The organism is Exiguobacterium sp. QJM3NY_9, assembly GCF_056173545.1.
On sequence record NZ_CM149679.1, the window covers coordinates 927,614 to 946,157 of the forward strand.

Here is an 18,544-nt window from a genome sequence, read left to right on the forward strand (position 1 = left end):
TCAAACTGTGACGCAGTGAAAGACAAGTCATGCAAAGATTTAGAGCGCGTACCGTCTGAACCGCTTCCAAAGCGAAAGGCAACATTCCGCGACCCTGCAGTGAAGCGAAGCGGCGCGGAAGATTGCCGCTTTGAAGACGAGTGAAGACAGGGAAGCGCGACATGCCTTCATGCCCATCCGACTCCTCAAGTTTGTTTACACCCTAAAATCACTTCGAAAAAGAAGTGATTTTTTTTATTGACCTACGACTGTATTACAAGTATCATACAGTCATAAGGTGTATTAGTGTTTTAATACAGTATAACGATGGAGGTGGCAACATGCCGATGCAATTCGATCAACGGAGTCCTGTCTACCTACAAGTCATCCGGTGGTTTAAAGAACGAATCGCGACGGAAGAGTTGAAACGTGGTCAGGAGATTCCTTCACGACGCGAAATCGCTGCTCAACTAGGAATCAATCCGAACACCGCTCAAAAAGCATATAAGGAAATGGAGGAACAACACTTGATTACGACTGAACGAAATGTCCCGAGTAAAATTACGATGGATCCGGAAGTTGTCTCGAAGGTCCGGGCGGAATTGTTAAATGAAGCAGTCGAACAGTTTGTGCATTCAATCCAGGCGATTCAAGTCCCGCTTGATGAAGTCGTCATGAAGATCGAACACCTATACGAAACGAAAGAACGGGGGAAAATCGATGCTTGAGGTACATGGTCTAAAAAAACGCTTTGGACGAAAACGTCCCGTTTTGAACGGTGTATCGTTTTCTGTCAAACCGGATACGTTAACGTGTTTAATCGGTTTAAACGGGGAAGGGAAATCGACGATTCTTAAAGGCATCGTCGGTCTGATTCCGATGGACGCCGGCAGTATCATCGTCGACGGGACGACGTCGCGTGAAAAAATCGCTTTTGTGCCGGACGTCCAGACGATGCCGAGCTATATGACCATCGGGGATGCGCTTACATACATGAACGATTATTATCCGGACTGGAACGAGCAGACGGCAGATGAATTGATGGCGACGTTCAAACTGCTGTCGACGGATAAAATTAATGAGCTCTCAAAAGGAAATCAGGCAAAGGTCAATTTATTACTCGGTTTTGCCCTCGATCGGCCGTATCTGTTGCTGGACGAACCGTTTGCCGGGATTGATTTGTTTACGAAAGAACAGATTGCCTGGATTTTTTCGAGTCATTATATGGAAGGGCGCGGCATCTTGATGACGACGCATGAAATCGTCGAAGTCGAGCATTTGATTGACCGTGTGATTTTTTTACAGGACGGACAAATCATTGATGAACACAATACGGAAGAAATGCGGGAAATTCACGGGAAATCCGTCCAAGACCGGATGCGGGAGGTGTATCAGCGATGAAAAAGTATTTGATGTTAACGAATGAAGAAATCAAACGGAGCAGTAAATTGTATTTAATCGTAGTCGGTGCATTAATCGTGCTTGAACTACTGTCAGTCGTCGTCAAGACGATGTTATACGAACGAAGCATCGAGACGTTCATGCGGATGAACCAAGCCTCGGAACTCGAAGCAGTCAATTCGTATGGAACATTTTCTTTTGCGGCAGCGACCTCGATTTTTGATTACATCATGATGATTGGTGTCGCATATATCTTAGTACTCGCCTTGCAAATTTGGTACCGTGAATGGATTGGCGAGTCAAAACATATCTATCGACTATTACTTTTACCGGGCAGTCGGGTGTCAATCTACTTTGCGAAGCTGACGACGGTCCTGCTCGTGACGGTGAGTTTAATCGGTTTGCAGTGGCTGACGGTTGTCGCAAGTTACGGTCTGTTTGATTGGTTGTTACCAGAATCACATAAATTACCGACCGGTCTGATTAAAGATGGGAGTCTGCTGCAAGTGTTTTATTCGATGAATATCGAGGATGTCTTCATCTTATTGATGATGTCCTGTGCCGTCATCAATCTGTTGTTTTTCATCGTCCTGATTGAGCGGTCGTTCCGAAAATCACGGGCGATGATCCAGCTGATAGCCGAAGCGATGATTTTAATCCTGCCGTTCGGGCTCACAATCTATATCATGGAAGGTCCACTGTCCGGTTTATTGTTAAGAGTAGAATACATGACGTTGTATCTTGTCTTATTATCGATCGGCTTCTTCTATATCGGTTTTAGAAGCATTCGCTTAGTCCAAAACAAACTATCCGTTTAAGGGGGGAACATGATGCGAAGCTTTCAATACTTAGTGGTGTTACTCGTTATCTGTCTAGTGAGTCTGACGAGTTATTATGGTTACACGGCAACGATTCAAACGGCGGACTACACCGTCAAGCACATAGAAGGAGACGTAAAGGGGACGAACCTTGCGAAACTGCATCTGATTCTGCAGTCGACAGCGAAAGGTAAAAACGTCTATTCCGATGTATCGTTGGATGGGACAGTCAAAAAAAATAACGACAATTATCTTGAAGGAATACTTGGGAACAGAGAGTTTAACCCGATTCTAAAAACAGACGCCAAGGATTTTTTACGGGCGGATGAAACGCTCAGTGAAGATGACGACTACCTGTACGGCATCCGTACGGCTGAAAAAGAACTGGAATTAAAGATGTGGGATAAACAGACGAAACGGCTGACGGAAATGACACTCCCGTTTCCGTCTGCCGTCAAGACGGGGTATGGCACAGGCAGCGTACGCGTCATCGACCGGATGGACAAGACACTTTATATCCAAGTCGATGCGTACAGAAAAAATCACGAGACCAATCAATTGATGCAAGTAGACTATCAACAGAAAAAAATTAAGCCGGTGCCGCTCGCTTCACCGGCAATCAAAAAGAACGAATTCAGAAACTACTTAACGGCCGGGCCGGATCGCGTCATCTATGTACAACAATTCATGGATGAAAATAACGAGCAGGAAATTCAGGAAACGTATCTTGAAGATGACGGGAAACACGTCCGACCAATCGAGAAGTTAAATAAAACGAATCAATCCTTCATTGCGATGGGCAATGGGGAACGATTGATCGCTTATAATGAAAATGAAGAAACAAACGAACTGCAATGGACCGTCTATGACACTGCAACGAAGCAAGTGACAACGGATGCGATCAAGCTTGAAGCGGTGGAGAAAAAGATGGGATCGATTGATGAAGCATTTGCAGACAACCAGTTTTATTTCGTCTCGAAGATGAACGCGTCTGATTATCAAATTCGTGTCGTCGATATCTTGTCAGGGGACGTCATCTATGTCGGACAGATTCGCGATAAAAATCAAGTGAAGTCAAGCGCCATCATCACCAGCTTTTTTGGATATTAAATCAAATCAGACATGTTCAGCTGTGTAAAAACAGAAGAACATGTCTTTTTAAGTAAAAAATTGACACATAACGTAAGACAGGAGTATCATCAAGCGATGTCGAATAAAAAAATGACTACCTCAATGACAATCGGAAATGAAAGGAGGAGACGTATGCCGCTTAGCACGACGACTGATACCACTATCGCACAACAACACTGGATGGGAAATTTTGCGTTGTTCATGATGACAGCAGGAGCTTTGATTTTTTTAGGGACGACGGATGATGTATTACAAAATGCGTATCTTAATCGATCAACGATCATCATACTGCTTTTAGTGATCGGGATAACGACGTTTATCATTAGTCGAAGTCATATCGCGTCAAAATATCAATCGCATCTCCTCTCCATCATGTTACTGATTGTGCCGATCATCTCGATTAATTTGTTACCATATGCTGCCGTCACAGCTTGGGCAAGTTGTTTTTTATTTTTAATGATTGCCTTGATCTCGTACAACCGGATTGTGATGTGGTATACGATTGTCGTCGTACTAGCGACGAATCTGTTTATCATGTTGAATACAACGGCGACTATGGTGGAAATCGACTCTTCAGATCATGTCGCACGGCTCGGGATGATTACGATTGGAATTTGCATTGCGCTAATCATCAATCATTTACACATACGAAATTTAAGTCAATTGCACTCGCTTGCTAATCAACTTGATGAGGCCGCAAAACGTGATCCGCAAACAGAATTATTGAATATGCGTGGATTAGAAGATTTTTTTGATGATGCTAACCGTCAACATTTACTGCTCATCGGTATTCACCTTGAGAATTATTATGAATTGGCACGCTATTTTGGAGAAGACATACAAGCTCGTGTCTTGTTTGAATGTATCGAACGACTCCAATCATTACTTCCACCTTACTTAGCACTTGTGCGGATTGAAGGAGGGACGCTTGCTGTCGTCATGGAAAAACCTGAAGGTGTTTCCTGTCATGATGAGATGGAGTTACTTAGTCAAAAAATGTCTGCGCCCTATCAGATAGACCTCCATCAAATTTATGTCAATCTGTATATCGTAATTGATGACGGCGATACGTTGCAAAAAAGTTGGATGAAACGAGTTCAACAAGTGAATTCTGCGCTACAAGAATCCGTTCAAAATGATAAAAAAGTCATGTGTATCGATCAAACATGGCGCTGTGAACAAACATTACGTGTCGAAGCTGCGCGCGCCTTATCACTTGCTGAAGTCAATCGAGATTTTTATTTAGTCTATCAGCTACAGTACGATTCGAATCAACAGACCTTTGTTGGACTTGAAGCACTCGTTCGCTGGAAAACGGAGTTGTCTAAAGCGAATCAACCATCCGTCTTCATCCCGATTGCTGAAAAAAGTGACTTAATCATTCGTCTAGGCGAATGGATTTTTGAAGAAGGCTGTAAGACAAGAAAACGATTGATCGGTCTTGTGCCAGAGAATTTTACGGTATCAGTGAATGTGTCACCACGCCAATTGACGAACGAATCGTTCATGCCCTTTATTGAACGGATGCTACTTAAGTATTCGCTTAAACCGCAACAAATCAAAATCGAGATTACGGAAAGTCAGTCGCTCGATTTTGAGAGCCAGCCGATTCTTCGGGCATTACGGCGGATAAAAACACTTGATTTTCCAGTGTCGTTAGATGACTTTGGAACAGGTCATGCTTCTTACCATGTATTGGAACGATTGTTACCTTTGCGCCAATTAAAAATACCGAAACAGTTCATTGAACAAATTGAAGAATCAGCAAAACGCCAGTCCATCCTTGAATCGATTTTCCAATTGACACGTTCGATGAATGTCGAGTGTATCGTCGAAGGGGTAGAGACAGGAGAAGAAGTTCAAATTGCGAAAGATATTGGGATTCATCTTTTTCAAGGTTACTTTTTTGCAAAACCAGTTTCGCTAACAGATATCATTCTTTTATTAGAAAGCAAAAATAAGGAAGCGATGGATTAAGTCCATGCTTCCTTATTTATCGTATAACATGAACTGGTTACGGCCGTTGTCTTTTGCAGCATAGAGCGCGGTGTCCGCTTGTTTAAAAACGATTCCGGCTGCCTGATTTTTCGCGTAGGCGACACCGGCAGAAACAGTAATCGTCAAGGCGTGGTCTTGCATGACGAACGGTGTATCGGTGACGGATTGAACGAGTTGTCTTGCGAGTCGCGTCGGTGAAACCGTAAATGTATTCGGAATGACGACGATAAACTCTTCGCCACCATAGCGGCCGACCGTGATACTATCCGGGCACTCCTGTGTGAGTAAAACGGAGAAATGGCGTAATACAGCATCTCCGACAGCATGACCATATTGATCATTGACTGCCTTAAAGTGGTCAAGATCGAAGATGATCACACCCCAAGGTGCCTTCGCTTCTACAAGAGCCTGTACTTTTTCCATGATAACGTGACGGTTCGCGAGGCGCGTCAGTTCATCGGTCGAAGCCAAATAGGACTGGTACGCGTAAAGAACGAAGTGTCCTTGTAACATATGTGAAAGATGATAAAAAAGAATCGAGGCGCCAATTGTGATTAAGAAATAAGGCAAAAAAATCGTCTGCCATGCATGAGGATGTGAAGGGCCGAGCAACATGCGTAAGAGAACTAAGGTAGAGCCTATCGTCACAATAACAGTGAAGAGTCGCCCTTTATGTTTGATGAGTTGAGCACAGAGGATGATAAGCACGGTAAATCCGGTCAGCATCACTAGAGAATTTTGTAAGGCACTAACGGATTCACCCCCGCTGATGAGGACACGATACAGCAGTAAAATAATTCCTGTCGTCACAATGCTGACTGGCCCCCCGTATAGAGCGGATAGAGCGAGCGGCAGCAGTCGTAAATCAATCAATGATCCATTGATTGAGATGGAGTTATGCATCAGTAAAATACCGGTTAAACCATTTGCTAAACCAAAATACAAGCGCGTTGAACGCTTGGAGTCATACTGGATCGGGAGTCGATTTCGCATCAAATAAAATGTGACAGATAGTATTAAAAATATAATGCATATGTTCGTGAAAAAAATATTCAACGTCGATAACATAAAAAAATCCTTTCAGCTAATAGAAGATGACTCGAGACAAAACGTAACGAATTCATGATAATTGTACGATAACGTAGACGGATTATGTATAAAAAATGGAAAAAAACAGCCGGATAAGGCTGTTTTTTAACGGATTGGAGCGAATTTATAAATCGTTTGAACGGCTTCATCCCAAGAAGAAACACGAATGATGTTCTCTGGAAGTGCTTTTCGATTGTAAGGAGCATCGAACAAAATAACTGGAATTGACGTATCTTCCGCAATTTGTAACGCATTCTCTAATCGATCCTCCATGAATAAATCGAGTGATAGATCACGTACAACTTGAACCTTGTCATGCGACCCGGTCATGATGAGCGAGTCGAGTGGTAACTCATGGCGCGCAATCCATTCTTCCGTAACCGGTCGAACGATTTCTGAGCGTGCAGTTACGTAGTGCAATTCAAAATGTTGACGTAATTCCCATAAATGTTTTTGGACAAATGCCTGAGGCGTAGATTCTCGATAAATACCGAGCTCATGACCAGACTTGACCATGAATTCCCAAAACTCGATTTGTCCCATATCCGTATACGTATGCAATTCATATTCGGATGCCATTTCGAAGTCAATCGAAGTTCCTAAATACTTGTTCATATAGTTAAAACATGAAGACGGGTGCGTAATCGTCCCATCGATATCGATGCCGATTTTCAATTGGATCACCTGCGTTCCTTAAATTTCTGTCATTAGTATAACATAGTCGAAAAACGGATATGAAAAGAACCCTCTTCAATTAAAAAGAGGGCTCTTCAACAATTAAACTTGGTTGGCTTTCGCCGCTTCTTTTTCAGCTTCTTTTTCAAGAACGATTGCATCGATTTCTTTTTTCAATTCTTCGACCATCGTCGCTTCAGGTACTTTACGGATAATTTCTCCGTGGCGGAACAGAAGCCCTTCGTTACGTGCTCCGGCAATTCCGATATCCGCTTCACGTGCTTCACCAGGACCGTTGACGGCACAGCCGAGTACAGCAACTTTGATGTTGACTTGAATCTTATCGATATAATCCTCGATTTCTGCCGCAATCGCCATCAAGTCGATTTCAATCCGACCGCATGTTGGGCAAGAAATCAATGTTGCTGCGTTTGCTGCGAGACCAAATGATTTCAAGACTTCTTTTGCGACTTTCACTTCTTCGACCGGATCAGCTGATAGTGAGACACGGACCGTGTTCCCGATACCGCGTGAAAGAATCGCACCAAGACCAGCAGCGGATTTTAATGAACCAGTACGTAAAGGACCTGATTCTGTAATACCGACATGAAGTGGGTAGTCAAATGATTCAGATGCTAACTGATAAGCTTCAAGCGCAAGCTGAACGTCAGATGCTTTAAGCGAAACAATGATGTCATGGAAGTCAAGGTCTTCAAGAATCTTAATGTGGTGTAAGGCACTTTCGACCATACCACGTGCTGTTGGGTATCCGTATTTCTCAAGAATGTGTTTCTCGAGTGAACCAGCGTTGACACCAATCCGGATTGGAATATTTTTAGCTTTTGCAGCTGTGACGACCGCTTCAACTTTTTCGCGACGACCGATGTTACCCGGGTTGATCCGGATTTTGTCGACGCCTGCTTCGATTGCCATGAGCGCAAGTTTATAGTTGAAATGAATGTCGACGACAAGCGGAATGTTGATTCGGCTTTTGATTTCAGCGAGCGCAAGTGCGTCACGTTCTTCTGGACAAGCAACGCGGACGATTTGGCATCCGGCTTCTTCAAGTCGTAAGATTTCAGCGACAGTCGCTTCGACGTCGTGTGTTTTTGTTGTTGTCATACTTTGAATGATGACTTCATTATTTCCACCAATGACAAGGTCCCCAACACGAACGGGACGAGTCTTAGAGCGATGGACCATTTTCGGCATATCGAAAATCTCCTTTTGTGGCATAGCGCCATATTGTGTAAGTTTACCTTCTCTATCATATCGAACTATTCCCTAAAAATCGAGAAACAAGAACGAAATTCGAACATTTACAATTCTTTAATAGATAGAAAGGGGTGTCAATCCGTCGGTAGACGGAGGAATCGGGCATTAAAGCAAGTTGAGCATCAACCTTTTCGAACAGCAGTTTTTTTTCGGGTGCGAGCCAAATAAACCGGAAATAATGAGTACAGAAAGTGACCGGCGAAGATGATGGTCACGCCAAGTCCTTTCAATCCAAGCTGATAACACAGGACACCGACTGGAAAACTCCATAGGTTGGCTGCGACCGTATAAGGAAAGACTTGGCGGTACGCCCACGGTCTCGGTAGTAACCAGGCGATCAACCACCGATTCAAATACGACATCAATAGAAGAAACAGTAAAAGCGCGATGGCGACGAAAATGAAATGGAGCATAAACCAGACGATGAATGGAACCGTTTTGATGATAAATATACTATCGATGACTGTCGTCCAAAATGAAATCCACGCTAATCCACAAAAATAAAGGGAGACATCGGCAAGGCGAGTCTTTAAAAAAGATCGGTTTGGAACTAAGGTGGTTTGTAAATAATTAATAAATTGTCTTAAAAAAACCATGATAACACTCTTTTCTCTGTTTCATAACAGTGGTGTAGTGAGCGTAAGAACGCTTGTAATAAAGGGTTTTATCTGTTTTGGTACAGGTTAATAAAACCTTAACATTCAAATGTTGATAAAACTATTTACAAGTTCAACGGACCTTTACATAATAGGAGAGGTTGAAACAATAAAATCTTAACAAAAAATCAATCCCACTTTTTTAGATATGAGGAGATGAAACGATGAATTATGATTTGCAGGAAATGATTTTCACTTTTATTGGTGGACTCGGTATTTTCCTATTCGGTATTAAGTATATGGGAGATGGGCTCCAAAAAACAGCAGGGGACCGACTTCGTTACATTTTAGACAAATACACATCGAACCCGTTACTCGGAATTCTTGCCGGTATTGTCGTCACGGTCTTGATTCAATCATCGTCAGGTACGACCGTTATCGTCGTTGGACTCGTCAGCGCGGGTCTGATGAATTTACGTCAAGCAATCGGTGTCGTCATGGGGGCGAATATCGGAACGACGATTACGGCCTTCATCATCGGCTTTAACGTCAAGGAAGCAGCCCTTCCTGCAATCGCGCTTGGTGCGTTTCTCATTTTCTTCTTCAATAAAGAACGGATTCAATACATCGGACAAATCTTCTTCGGTTTCGGTGCCTTGTTCTATGGTTTGACATTGATGGGTGACGGCATGAAACCACTTCAATCAAGTGAGTGGTTCCGTGAACTGACGATTTCGATGTCAGACAATCCGTTACTCGGTGTGTTCGTCGGGACGGTCTTTACGTTCCTTGTCCAGTCGTCCTCTGCGACGATTGGTATTTTGCAGGAGCTATACTCTGGTGGCATGATTGATATCAAAGCAGCCCTCCCGATTTTATTCGGGGATAATATCGGAACAACGATCACGGCAGTACTCGCAGCACTCGGTGCATCGATTGCCGCAAAACGGACAGCAGCAGCACACGTCATCTTCAATATCGTCGGTACGATTATTTTCTTAGTCGCCTTACCTTTGTTCTCGACGTTCATCGCTTGGATCACAGGTGTACTCAATCTTGAACCGAAAATGCAAATTGCCTTTGCACACGGTACGTTCAATGTCGTCAACACATTGATTCAATGTTGGTTCATCGCACAAATCGCATGGCTTGTTAAAAAGGTCGTTCCGGGAACAGACACGACAGTCGATTCAAAACCACGTCATTTGGATCAAAACATCTTGAATCAATCGTCTTCACTTGCGCTTAACCAAGCAAAAATGGAAGTCTTACGGATGGGTGAGTTCTCGAAAGAAGCACTCGGTAAAGCACATCGCTACACGCAATCCCATGATAAAAAAGATGTTTCTGACGCTGGTCAGATTGAATATGCAATCAACCATTTGAACACGGAAGTCACGAACTACCTTGTCAAAGTGGCGGCGAACGATCTTTCTGAACGTGAATCGAATGACCATTCGCTCTTAATGCATGCGGTCAATGACTTCGAACGGATTGGTGATCATGTCGAAAACGTAATCGAACTCGTTGACTTCCAAATCGTCAACCGGATTGAATTTACGCTAAAAGCGAAAAAAGAGTTGGATGAAATGTACGTTCTAACACAAAAAATCGTCGATACGGCAATCAAAGCAGTTGAACGTGATGATGTTTCGTTAGCACGCCAAGTCCTTGAATTAGAAGGAAAACTCGATTCACTCGAGCGTTCATTCCGTAAACACCACGTCTTACGCGTCAATGCCGGGGAGTGTACAGGTCAAGCGGGTATGATTTTTGTTGATCTGTTATCGAATCTCGAACGGATTGGCGATCACGCCGTCAATATTACAGATTTAGTACTCGAACAACGTTCGGGAACGGCTTGAATGAAATGAATATAAGCGGGAGGGACTTCTGTAAAGAAGTCCCTCTTTATTTTCGTGAAATAATTTATTGACATTTTAGATGCTTTCCATTAATCTAATTGTAGTTGTTTTAATTCATTATGGCGGTGTAGCTCAGCTGGCTAGAGCGTACGGTTCATACCCGTGAGGTCGTGGGTTCGACTCCCTCCGCCGCTACTATTTACTTAAGGACCCTTAGCTCAGCTGGTTAGAGCTGACGGCTCATAACCGTCCGGTCGCAGGTTCGAGTCCTGCAGGGTCCATTTAAGAAACGCACACTCCTGTTTAGGGGTGTGCGTTTATTTTTGTTCGCTTGGGGAATATTAAAGATATTGTAATAATATTCATACTATAGTAATTGAGGGAGAGCGAAGAGAGATGGAACGTAACCATACAATGATGCAGTTTTTCGAGTGGCATGTAGAAAATGATGGGAAGCATTGGCAACGTTTAAAAGAGAGAGCGCCGGAGCTTCGTGCTGCAGGCATCACATCTGTTTGGATTCCACCAGCTTCTAAGGGGCAATCAGATGAAGACACAGGGTATGGGATATACGATGTTTATGATTTAGGTGAGTTCGATCAAAAAGGAACGGTTCGGACGAAATACGGGACGAAAGACGAACTACTTGAAGCAATTCAAGTGGCACATGAAAATGAAATTGCCGTTTATGCCGATGTCGTCATGAACCATAAGGCGGCAGCAGATGAACTGGAGACGATCAATGTCGTTGAAGTACATCCGGAAGATCGGTCGAAAGAAATTTCAGAAGAATTCGAAATCGATGCCTGGACAAAATTCACTTTCCCGGGACGTGACGGGAAGTATTCTGATTTTGTTTGGAATCATGAGTTCTTTAACGGAACGGATTTTGATGCGCGAGAAGAAAGAACCGGCGTCTTCAAAATCTCCGGAAAAAATAAAGACTGGAATGACCAAGTCGATAGCGAATTCGGGAACTACGATTACTTGATGTTTGCGAACATCGATTACAATCATCCTGAAGTTCGCAAGGAAATGATCGACTGGGGGCACTGGTTCAAAGATACACTCGATTGCCAAGGATTCCGACTCGATGCAATCAAGCATATCAATTACGAATTCGTCAATGAATTCGCGAAATCAATGATGGGTGAAAATCCAGAAGATTTTTATATGGTCGGTGAATTTTGGAAATCTGACTTAGATGATTGTCGTCACTTCTTAGATAGCGTCGACTATACAATTGATTTGTTCGATGTTCCGCTTCATTATAAATTCCACGAAGCATCAGAACAGGGGAAAAAATTTGATTTGACGATGCTCTTCGCAGATACACTTGTTGAGTCGCACCCGACGAATGCTGTTACATTCGTTGACAACCATGATTCGCAACCAGGCGAATCGCTTGAGTCGTGGGTCGATGATTGGTTTAAACAACATGCTTACGCATCCGTTCTCCTTCGTAAAGACGGTTATCCGTGTGTCTTTTACGGCGATTATTACGGTGTACAAGGACCACATCCAGTCGAAGGAAAAAAAGAGATGATCGATGCATTGCTGTACGCCCGCTACCATAAAGCATACGGGAAACAAGAAGATTATCTCGATGATCCACACTGTGTCGGTTGGGTCCGTCACGGAGTCGAAGAGTTCCCGAACTCGGGTTGTGCCGTACTATTGTCAAATGCAGACATGTGTGAAAAACGGATGTTCGTCGGAGAAGATCGTGCTGGTGAAGAATGGTTCGATTACACAAATCACCAAGATGAGCCTGTCGTCATCGATGAAGAAGGATTTGGTGTTTTCCCTGTTCCGGGTGGTGGTGTCTCTGTATTCGCACCACGCGATGAACAATAAAATGTAAGGGTCATTACTTGCGTTATACCCGTCATTTTTGCTAGTCTTAAAAGGTATTGAAGTTCCGAAAATAGGATAAAGGGGGACATGAAAATGTCAAAATTTGAATTACCAGAACTCGGCTACGCTTATGATGCGCTTGAGCCACATATCGATGCTCGTACGATGGAGATTCACCACTCGAAACACCATAATGCTTACGTCACGAACGTCAACGCGGCGCTCGAAGGCTCGGAACACGAAGGGAAATCATTAGAAGAGTTGCTTCAAAACCTTGATGCGCTTCCTGCTGACATTCAAACAGCAGTTCGTAACAACGGTGGCGGTCATTGGAACCACTCATTCTTCTGGAAATTGCTTAAAAAGAACGACGGTGCTGCACCATCAGGCGAACTCGCTTCAGCAATCGATGAAGCATTCGGTTCATTCGATGCATTCAAAGATGCTTTCGCTAAAGCAGCTACAACACGCTTTGGATCTGGTTGGGCATGGCTCATCGTCGAAGGTGGCAAACTTGCTGTCGTTTCGACACCGAACCAAGATACACCAGTCATGGAAGGTAAAACGCCAATCCTCGGACTTGATGTTTGGGAGCATGCATACTACCTGAACTACCAAAACCGTCGTCCGGATTACATCAATGCATTCTTCAATGTCATTGATTGGGATCACGTTGCCAAGCTTTACGCTGACGCAAAATAATCGTTTTTAAATGCTAGAACCGTGTCCTCGGTAAGAGGGCACGGTTCTTTTTTAACTAAATTTAGCGAGAATTCTCCCACCTCTAAGCGTCTCGGGGCGAAGCCCGGCGTAGGTGGGAGATGAATCGCCCGTCTTGGCAAGACTTCAATCGTTTGATACAATCAGTATAACTAATCAAAAGGACTGATATATCAATGAAAATGGACACAAATAAACATTCAGTCTTTCTTCTGAATTATCATCTTGTCCTAGTCGTGAAATACAGACGCAAAGTGATCGATGACGCCATCTCGGAGTTCGCGAGACAGACGTTCGAACGAATCGGCGCGTCGTATCATATCACGCTGAACGAGTGGAATCATGACGGCGATCATATCCATGTGCTGTTCAAAGCACACCCGAACACGGAAATGTCAAAGTTTCTGAACGCCTACAAGAGCGCAAGCAGCCGACTGATCAAACGAGACTTTCCGCACGTCAAGAAACGATTATGGAAAGACATGTTTTGGTCTCGAAGTTACTGTCTGGTGACGACCGGTGGTGCGACGATCGACGTCATCAGACACTATATTGAAAAACAAGGAAAGGAGTGATTGCTTTGCTGAAGGCGTACAAGTTTCGACTCTATCCGACGAAACCCCAACAAGAATATTTCGTGAAGACGTTCGGTTGTGTCCGTTTCGTCTACAATAAGATGCTCGAAGAACGTATCCGATTGTATGAAGATTCGAAGCTCAACCCTGACGTGAAGCAGAAGCTCCCAACCCCAGCGAAGTACAAGCCCGAATTCCCTTTCCTCAAAGAAGTCGACAGTCTTTCTCTTGCGAACGCTCAGATGGACTTAAACAAGGCGTATCACAACTTTTTTCGAGATCAGTCTGTCGGATTTCCGAAGTTCAAGTCGAAGCACAACGACCGTGCCTCTTACACGACAAACAATCTGAAGGGGAGCATCCGCATCGAAGATCGTAAGGTGAAACTTCCTAAAATCGGTTTTGTGAAGTTGAAACAACATCGTCCGTTCGATGGTGTGATCAAGTCCGCGACGGTCTCGATGACGAAGACCCGGAAATTCTTGATCTCCATCCTTGTCGATCAAGCCGAAGAGCAATGGGTTCCAGCCAAGAATAAAGTAGGAATCGACCTTGGTTTGGAGCACTTCGCCATCATGACAAACGATGAGCGTGTTTCTGAGAAAGTTGACAATCTTCGTTTTCTTCGAAAGTTCGAAGAGAAGATAAAGAAGGCGCAACGCGCCTTGTCCCGCAAGAAAATCGGGAGTCAGAACCGAGAGAAGGCGAGGATGATCCTCGCGAAGAAGCATGAAAAGATTGCAAATCAACGTAAAGATTTTCTTCATAAGCTGTCGAAACGGATCGTTGACGAAAACCAAGTCATCGTCGTCGAGACACTAAAGTCGAAGAACATGATGAAGAACCCTAAGATCGCCAAATCGATTGCAGATGTCAGTTGGTATGAGTTCGTCCGACAGTTAGAATACAAATGCAAATTCTATGGCCGAACACTTATCAAAGCGGATCAATGGTACGCCTCTACTCAAATCTGTTCTTCTTGTGGAGTAAAAGGTGAGAAGAAAACGATCGATGTACGCGAATGGACGTGTACTTGCGGCGCTCATCATGACAGAGATATTAATGCGAGTATCAACTTGTTGATGTTGGCAGACTGAAAACCCTTCAGGGTGGGAACCACCCGATGAGCTTGGTAAATAACCGTAGCTAGTAAAAGTACGATCTTCCCAAGAAGCTCCCACTTCAGTTTGCGAAGCAAATAAGTGGTGAGTAGTTCACTGCGGAAAATGATGGGATAGGTTGTTATGGATTGTTTCCTTCTATATAATGAACAAAGATGACTTTTTGAACGATAGGGGAGTACGCCATGGCGAAACGAATCACGGTAAGAGGAAGACGGCGTAACCACTTGCCGCTTCGATTAAATTTAATGTTCTTTGTTGTTTTTTTATTATTTGCGATTTTGATTTTCCGACTTGGTGTCGTCCAAATTGTCAATGGTGAAAAAATCTCACGAGAAGTTCAAAAAACAGAGATGATCGCTTCAAAGTATGAAGTACCACGCGGGAAAATTTATGACCGCGATGGACGATTGCTCGTCGATACGATTTCAAAATATTCAATTGTCTACCGACGCTCGCAAAATACAAAGGTCGATGAGCGGATTGAAACAGCTTCACGTCTCGCTGCCATCATCAATTTACCGAAAGATGATTGGAAGGTAACGGAACGTGACTTAAAAGATTACTGGATCGCGACCAATACAGAAGAGTCGAAACGTCGTTTTGATGCTGTCATGAAAGAAAAGTATCCGACATTGGAAGAACGAAAAAAGTTATCGATTGCTGAAGAGAATCAAGTCATGCTCGATACAATTACAGAGAAAGATATTGATTATGATGATAAAACAATGGAAATCGTCGCAATCAAACACAATATGGAAGTCGGGTATGCGCTTGATCCACAACTCGTCAAGCTTGGTGCGACGGCAAAAGAGATGGCGATCATTGACGAAAATCTCGAAGACCTGAAAGGTGTTTCTGTGGAACCGTTCTATGAACGATCTTATCCATATGAAGGAACGCTCCGGAACATTTTCGGAAAGTACTCGAAGATTCCTGCTGAGCAACAAGCGGAATACAAGGCAAAAGGGTACAGTTTGAACGATCGGGTCGGAACATCGTTTTTAGAACAACAATATGAAGATTTACTGCGCGGTAAACCGGCATATGATGTGTATGAGACGTTTAACGGCGAACCAGTCGGTGAGCCGAACCGTGAAGAAGGAGAGTCTGGAAAAGACCTCGTTCTGACGGTTGACGCGGAATACAACAAACAGGTCGATCAAATCCTCCAACAAGCGATCAAGATGGGTCGTGGTATGGGAAGCGGCTATCTTAAAGAAGGTTATGCGGTCGTGATGAACCCGCAAACGGGTGAAGTTTTAGCGATGTCGGGACAAAAACTCGATACGGCGACGAATAAATTCAGTGACGTCGCAATCAATAATGTTCTGACCTCACTCCAAATCGGATCGACGATTAAAGGGGCGACGGTTGCAATGGGACTCGAAGAAGGCGTCATTCGTCAAAATGAAGTCATCAATGATGCGCCGATTACAATCGGTGGGACGAAGAAGGCTTCTTACGTCAACATGGGGCCGATTACAGATTTGACGGCGCTCGAACGCTCGTCAAACGTATATATGTTCAACATCGCAATGCGGATGGCAAATTATCCGAGTAATGGGATTGCAGGGGCGAGCGTCGATGCTGCTGCAGCCATCATGCAAAACTATTACAGCCAGTTCGGGCTCGGCGTGACGACTGGGATTGATTTACCGTACGAAGCGAAAGGTGTGCAAGGGACACCGGACCGCGTCACGCTCTTGATGGACCGTGTCATCGGGCAATATGACGCGTTCACTCCGTTACAAGTCGCGCAGTATATCTCAACACTCGCGAACGGCGGTTATCGTGTTCAACCGCATTTTTTAAAAGAAGTGCTCGCATCGAATTCAATTGAAGAAGAAACAAAACAAGTCGAGTATAGCTTCGAAACAAATTACTTGAACCGAATCGAAGTCAGCCAAGACAACATTGATCACGTCCGCGAAGGATTGCATCGAGTCGTCAAAGGAGAGCGCGGGACTTCTAAAGTAATTGCGCTGACAGGAATCGATGCGGCGGCTAAGACAGGTACGGCACAGGTAAGCGTATATGGTGAAGACGGGATTGCGTTACGTGACAGCAGTGGTCAGCCGGTTCGTTCATTAAACTCGAACCTTGTCGGTTGGGCACCATACGATAATCCAGAGATCGCATGGGCCGTATTCCTTCCATATATGGAGCAGGAAACGGTCAACTCGAAAATTGGTCATGATTTAGTGAAGGCGTACTTCAACGTAAAAGATATTCCGTGGCAGACTAAGCCAAATTAACTAGAAGAGCGAAGGTGAGGAAACTCATCTTCGTTTTTTTATTTGGATTGACCTTTTTTTATAATGTATTTTGAATTGTAAACTGCAAAAAACAAGCCTTTACAATTCTTTTACGTTGGATTCATTTCGTTTTAATAGTTCATCCGTATTATAAGTCTTGTAAGGGAAACGGATAAAAAGTCGTATTGGTATAAGCGACATACTTCGAGGAGGAAATTTAATCATGTCTTGGATGAAAAAAACAGCACTTATCACAACAGTAGCTTCAATCGCAGTAGTCGGTGCAGCATGCGGAAATGACAAAGGAAGCTCTTCAATTTCGTCGGATCTTTCAGGAAAGATTGCGATTGATGGATCGTCAACAGTTTTCCCAATCATGGAAGCAGTCGGAGAAGAATATTCGATTGAACAGCCAGATGTAAACGTAACGGTCGGTGTATCAGGGACAGGTGGCGGATTCAAACGTTTCGTCGTCGGTGAAACAGACCTTTCGAACGCTTCACGTGAAATCAAAGAAGAAGAAGCAGCAGAAGCAGAAAAAAATGGAATTGAATATACACGAATGGCACTAGCGCTTGACGGATTAACAGTTGCAGTAAGTAAAGAAAACACATGGGTCAAGGAATTGACGATTGACCAGCTCAATAAAATGTGGCAGGATCCGAACGTCAAAACATGGAAAGATGTCGATTCATCTTACCCAGCAGAACCAATCAAATTCTTCAGCCCTGGTAAAGACTCAGGTACATTCGATTACTTCAATGAGGAAGTAATGGATGAAAAAGATATGCGTAAAGACGTCCAACTTTCTGAAGATGATAACGTCCTCGTTAAAGGTGTCGAAGGAACAAAAGGCGCAATCGGCTACTTTGGTTATGCGTACTATGCTGAAAACAAAGATAAGTTAAAAGAAGTACCGTTATCGGCTGAAGGAAAAGATGCTGTTGATCCAACACCAGAAACAATCAACGATCTTTCATATCCGTTATCACGTGAAATCTACACGTATGTAAACAACAAATCACTCACTGATAAAAAACAAGTCGCTGACTTCGTGAAATTTACGAATGAAAATGCCGGTGATTTAGCGGAAGAAGTCGGTTACGTCAAAATGAAGCAAGAGCGTTATGACGAAAATGCAAAAGCAATCGAAGATGCAATGAAATAAACATCCGAATAGGAGGGT

General features: G+C 43.7%; 17 protein-coding genes and 2 tRNA genes. 14 read left to right on the forward strand and 5 right to left on the reverse strand.

All coding sequences use genetic code 11. The annotated features are described in order from the left end of the window. Positions 1-39: 39 nt before the first annotated feature. On the reverse strand, positions 40-171 hold the full coding sequence (locus AC0VYQ_RS04580; RefSeq protein WP_475404327.1) for a hypothetical protein: 132 nt from the start codon (positions 169-171) through the stop codon (positions 40-42). A 149-nt stretch (positions 172-320) separates the two neighbouring features. On the opposite strand from AC0VYQ_RS04580, the gene AC0VYQ_RS04585 reads away from it, so the two are divergent. From AC0VYQ_RS04585 to AC0VYQ_RS04605, 5 genes are all read left to right on the forward strand, one after another. After that, positions 321-707 carry a GntR family transcriptional regulator gene (locus AC0VYQ_RS04585; protein WP_088836572.1) on the forward strand — a complete coding sequence of 129 codons (387 nt, stop codon included), beginning with the start codon at positions 321-323 and terminating at the stop codon, positions 705-707. Continuing rightward, positions 700-1,380, forward strand: a complete 681-nt coding sequence (locus tag AC0VYQ_RS04590; RefSeq protein WP_475404328.1) for an ATP-binding cassette domain-containing protein — start codon at positions 700-702, stop codon at positions 1,378-1,380. The genes AC0VYQ_RS04585 and AC0VYQ_RS04590 overlap by 8 nt, the downstream gene beginning before the upstream one ends. Next, positions 1,377-2,198 (forward strand): hypothetical protein, encoded by an 822-nt coding sequence (locus tag AC0VYQ_RS04595; RefSeq protein ID WP_475404329.1) that lies wholly within the window; start codon positions 1,377-1,379, stop codon positions 2,196-2,198. Before AC0VYQ_RS04590 ends, AC0VYQ_RS04595 begins: the two co-directional genes overlap by 4 nt. A gap of 12 nt (positions 2,199-2,210) precedes the next feature. After that, positions 2,211-3,308 carry a hypothetical protein gene (locus AC0VYQ_RS04600; RefSeq protein ID WP_475404330.1) on the forward strand — a complete coding sequence of 366 codons (1,098 nt, stop codon included), beginning with the start codon at positions 2,211-2,213 and terminating at the stop codon, positions 3,306-3,308. Positions 3,309-3,461: 153 nt separating this feature from the next. Further along, on the forward strand, positions 3,462-5,306 hold the full coding sequence (locus tag AC0VYQ_RS04605; protein WP_214893025.1) for an EAL domain-containing protein: 1,845 nt from the start codon (positions 3,462-3,464) through the stop codon (positions 5,304-5,306). A 12-nt stretch (positions 5,307-5,318) separates the two neighbouring features. On the opposite strand, the gene AC0VYQ_RS04610 is transcribed toward AC0VYQ_RS04605, so the two are convergent. The 4 genes from AC0VYQ_RS04610 to AC0VYQ_RS04625 form a co-directional block, all read right to left on the reverse strand. Further along, positions 5,319-6,395, reverse strand: coding sequence for a GGDEF domain-containing protein (locus AC0VYQ_RS04610; RefSeq protein WP_475404331.1), 1,077 nt, complete (start codon positions 6,393-6,395; stop codon positions 5,319-5,321). 126 nt (positions 6,396-6,521) lie between these two features. Continuing rightward, positions 6,522-7,100, reverse strand: a complete 579-nt coding sequence (locus AC0VYQ_RS04615; RefSeq protein WP_475404332.1) for a 5' nucleotidase, NT5C type — start codon at positions 7,098-7,100, stop codon at positions 6,522-6,524. A gap of 93 nt (positions 7,101-7,193) precedes the next feature. Continuing rightward, positions 7,194-8,303, reverse strand: coding sequence for a flavodoxin-dependent (E)-4-hydroxy-3-methylbut-2-enyl-diphosphate synthase (gene ispG, locus AC0VYQ_RS04620; RefSeq protein WP_029332972.1), 1,110 nt, complete (start codon positions 8,301-8,303; stop codon positions 7,194-7,196). A gap of 185 nt (positions 8,304-8,488) precedes the next feature. After that, a complete protein-coding gene (locus AC0VYQ_RS04625; RefSeq protein ID WP_475404333.1) occupies positions 8,489-8,962 on the reverse strand; it encodes a hypothetical protein in 474 nt (157 codons plus the stop codon). Positions 8,963-9,186: 224 nt separating this feature from the next. Here AC0VYQ_RS04625 and AC0VYQ_RS04630 point away from each other — a divergent pair, with 224 nt between their 5' ends. From AC0VYQ_RS04630 to AC0VYQ_RS04670, 9 genes are all read left to right on the forward strand, one after another. After that, positions 9,187-10,827, forward strand: a complete 1,641-nt coding sequence (locus AC0VYQ_RS04630) for a Na/Pi cotransporter family protein (protein WP_475404334.1) — start codon at positions 9,187-9,189, stop codon at positions 10,825-10,827. A gap of 121 nt (positions 10,828-10,948) precedes the next feature. After that, positions 10,949-11,022 (forward strand) — tRNA-Met (locus tag AC0VYQ_RS04635). 12 nt (positions 11,023-11,034) lie between these two features. After that, positions 11,035-11,108, forward strand: a tRNA-Ile gene (locus AC0VYQ_RS04640). A gap of 115 nt (positions 11,109-11,223) precedes the next feature. Further along, positions 11,224-12,684, forward strand: a complete 1,461-nt coding sequence (locus AC0VYQ_RS04645) for an alpha-amylase (RefSeq protein WP_475404335.1) — start codon at positions 11,224-11,226, stop codon at positions 12,682-12,684. Between the two features lie 93 nt (positions 12,685-12,777). Continuing rightward, positions 12,778-13,386 carry a superoxide dismutase gene (locus tag AC0VYQ_RS04650; protein ID WP_088836581.1) on the forward strand — a complete coding sequence of 203 codons (609 nt, stop codon included), beginning with the start codon at positions 12,778-12,780 and terminating at the stop codon, positions 13,384-13,386. Positions 13,387-13,580: 194 nt separating this feature from the next. Next, positions 13,581-13,979, forward strand: coding sequence for an IS200/IS605 family transposase (gene tnpA / locus AC0VYQ_RS04655; protein WP_475404336.1), 399 nt, complete (start codon positions 13,581-13,583; stop codon positions 13,977-13,979). 5 nt (positions 13,980-13,984) lie between these two features. After that, a complete protein-coding gene (tnpB, locus tag AC0VYQ_RS04660; RefSeq protein ID WP_475404337.1) occupies positions 13,985-15,076 on the forward strand; it encodes an IS200/IS605 family element RNA-guided endonuclease TnpB in 1,092 nt (363 codons plus the stop codon). A 209-nt stretch (positions 15,077-15,285) separates the two neighbouring features. Further along, positions 15,286-17,358, forward strand: coding sequence for a peptidoglycan D,D-transpeptidase FtsI family protein (locus tag AC0VYQ_RS04665; protein ID WP_214765401.1), 2,073 nt, complete (start codon positions 15,286-15,288; stop codon positions 17,356-17,358). A 223-nt stretch (positions 17,359-17,581) separates the two neighbouring features. Then, complete coding sequence (locus AC0VYQ_RS04670; protein WP_475404338.1) at positions 17,582-18,526, forward strand: PstS family phosphate ABC transporter substrate-binding protein; 945 nt, start codon at positions 17,582-17,584, stop codon at positions 18,524-18,526. Positions 18,527-18,544 lie beyond the last annotated feature (18 nt).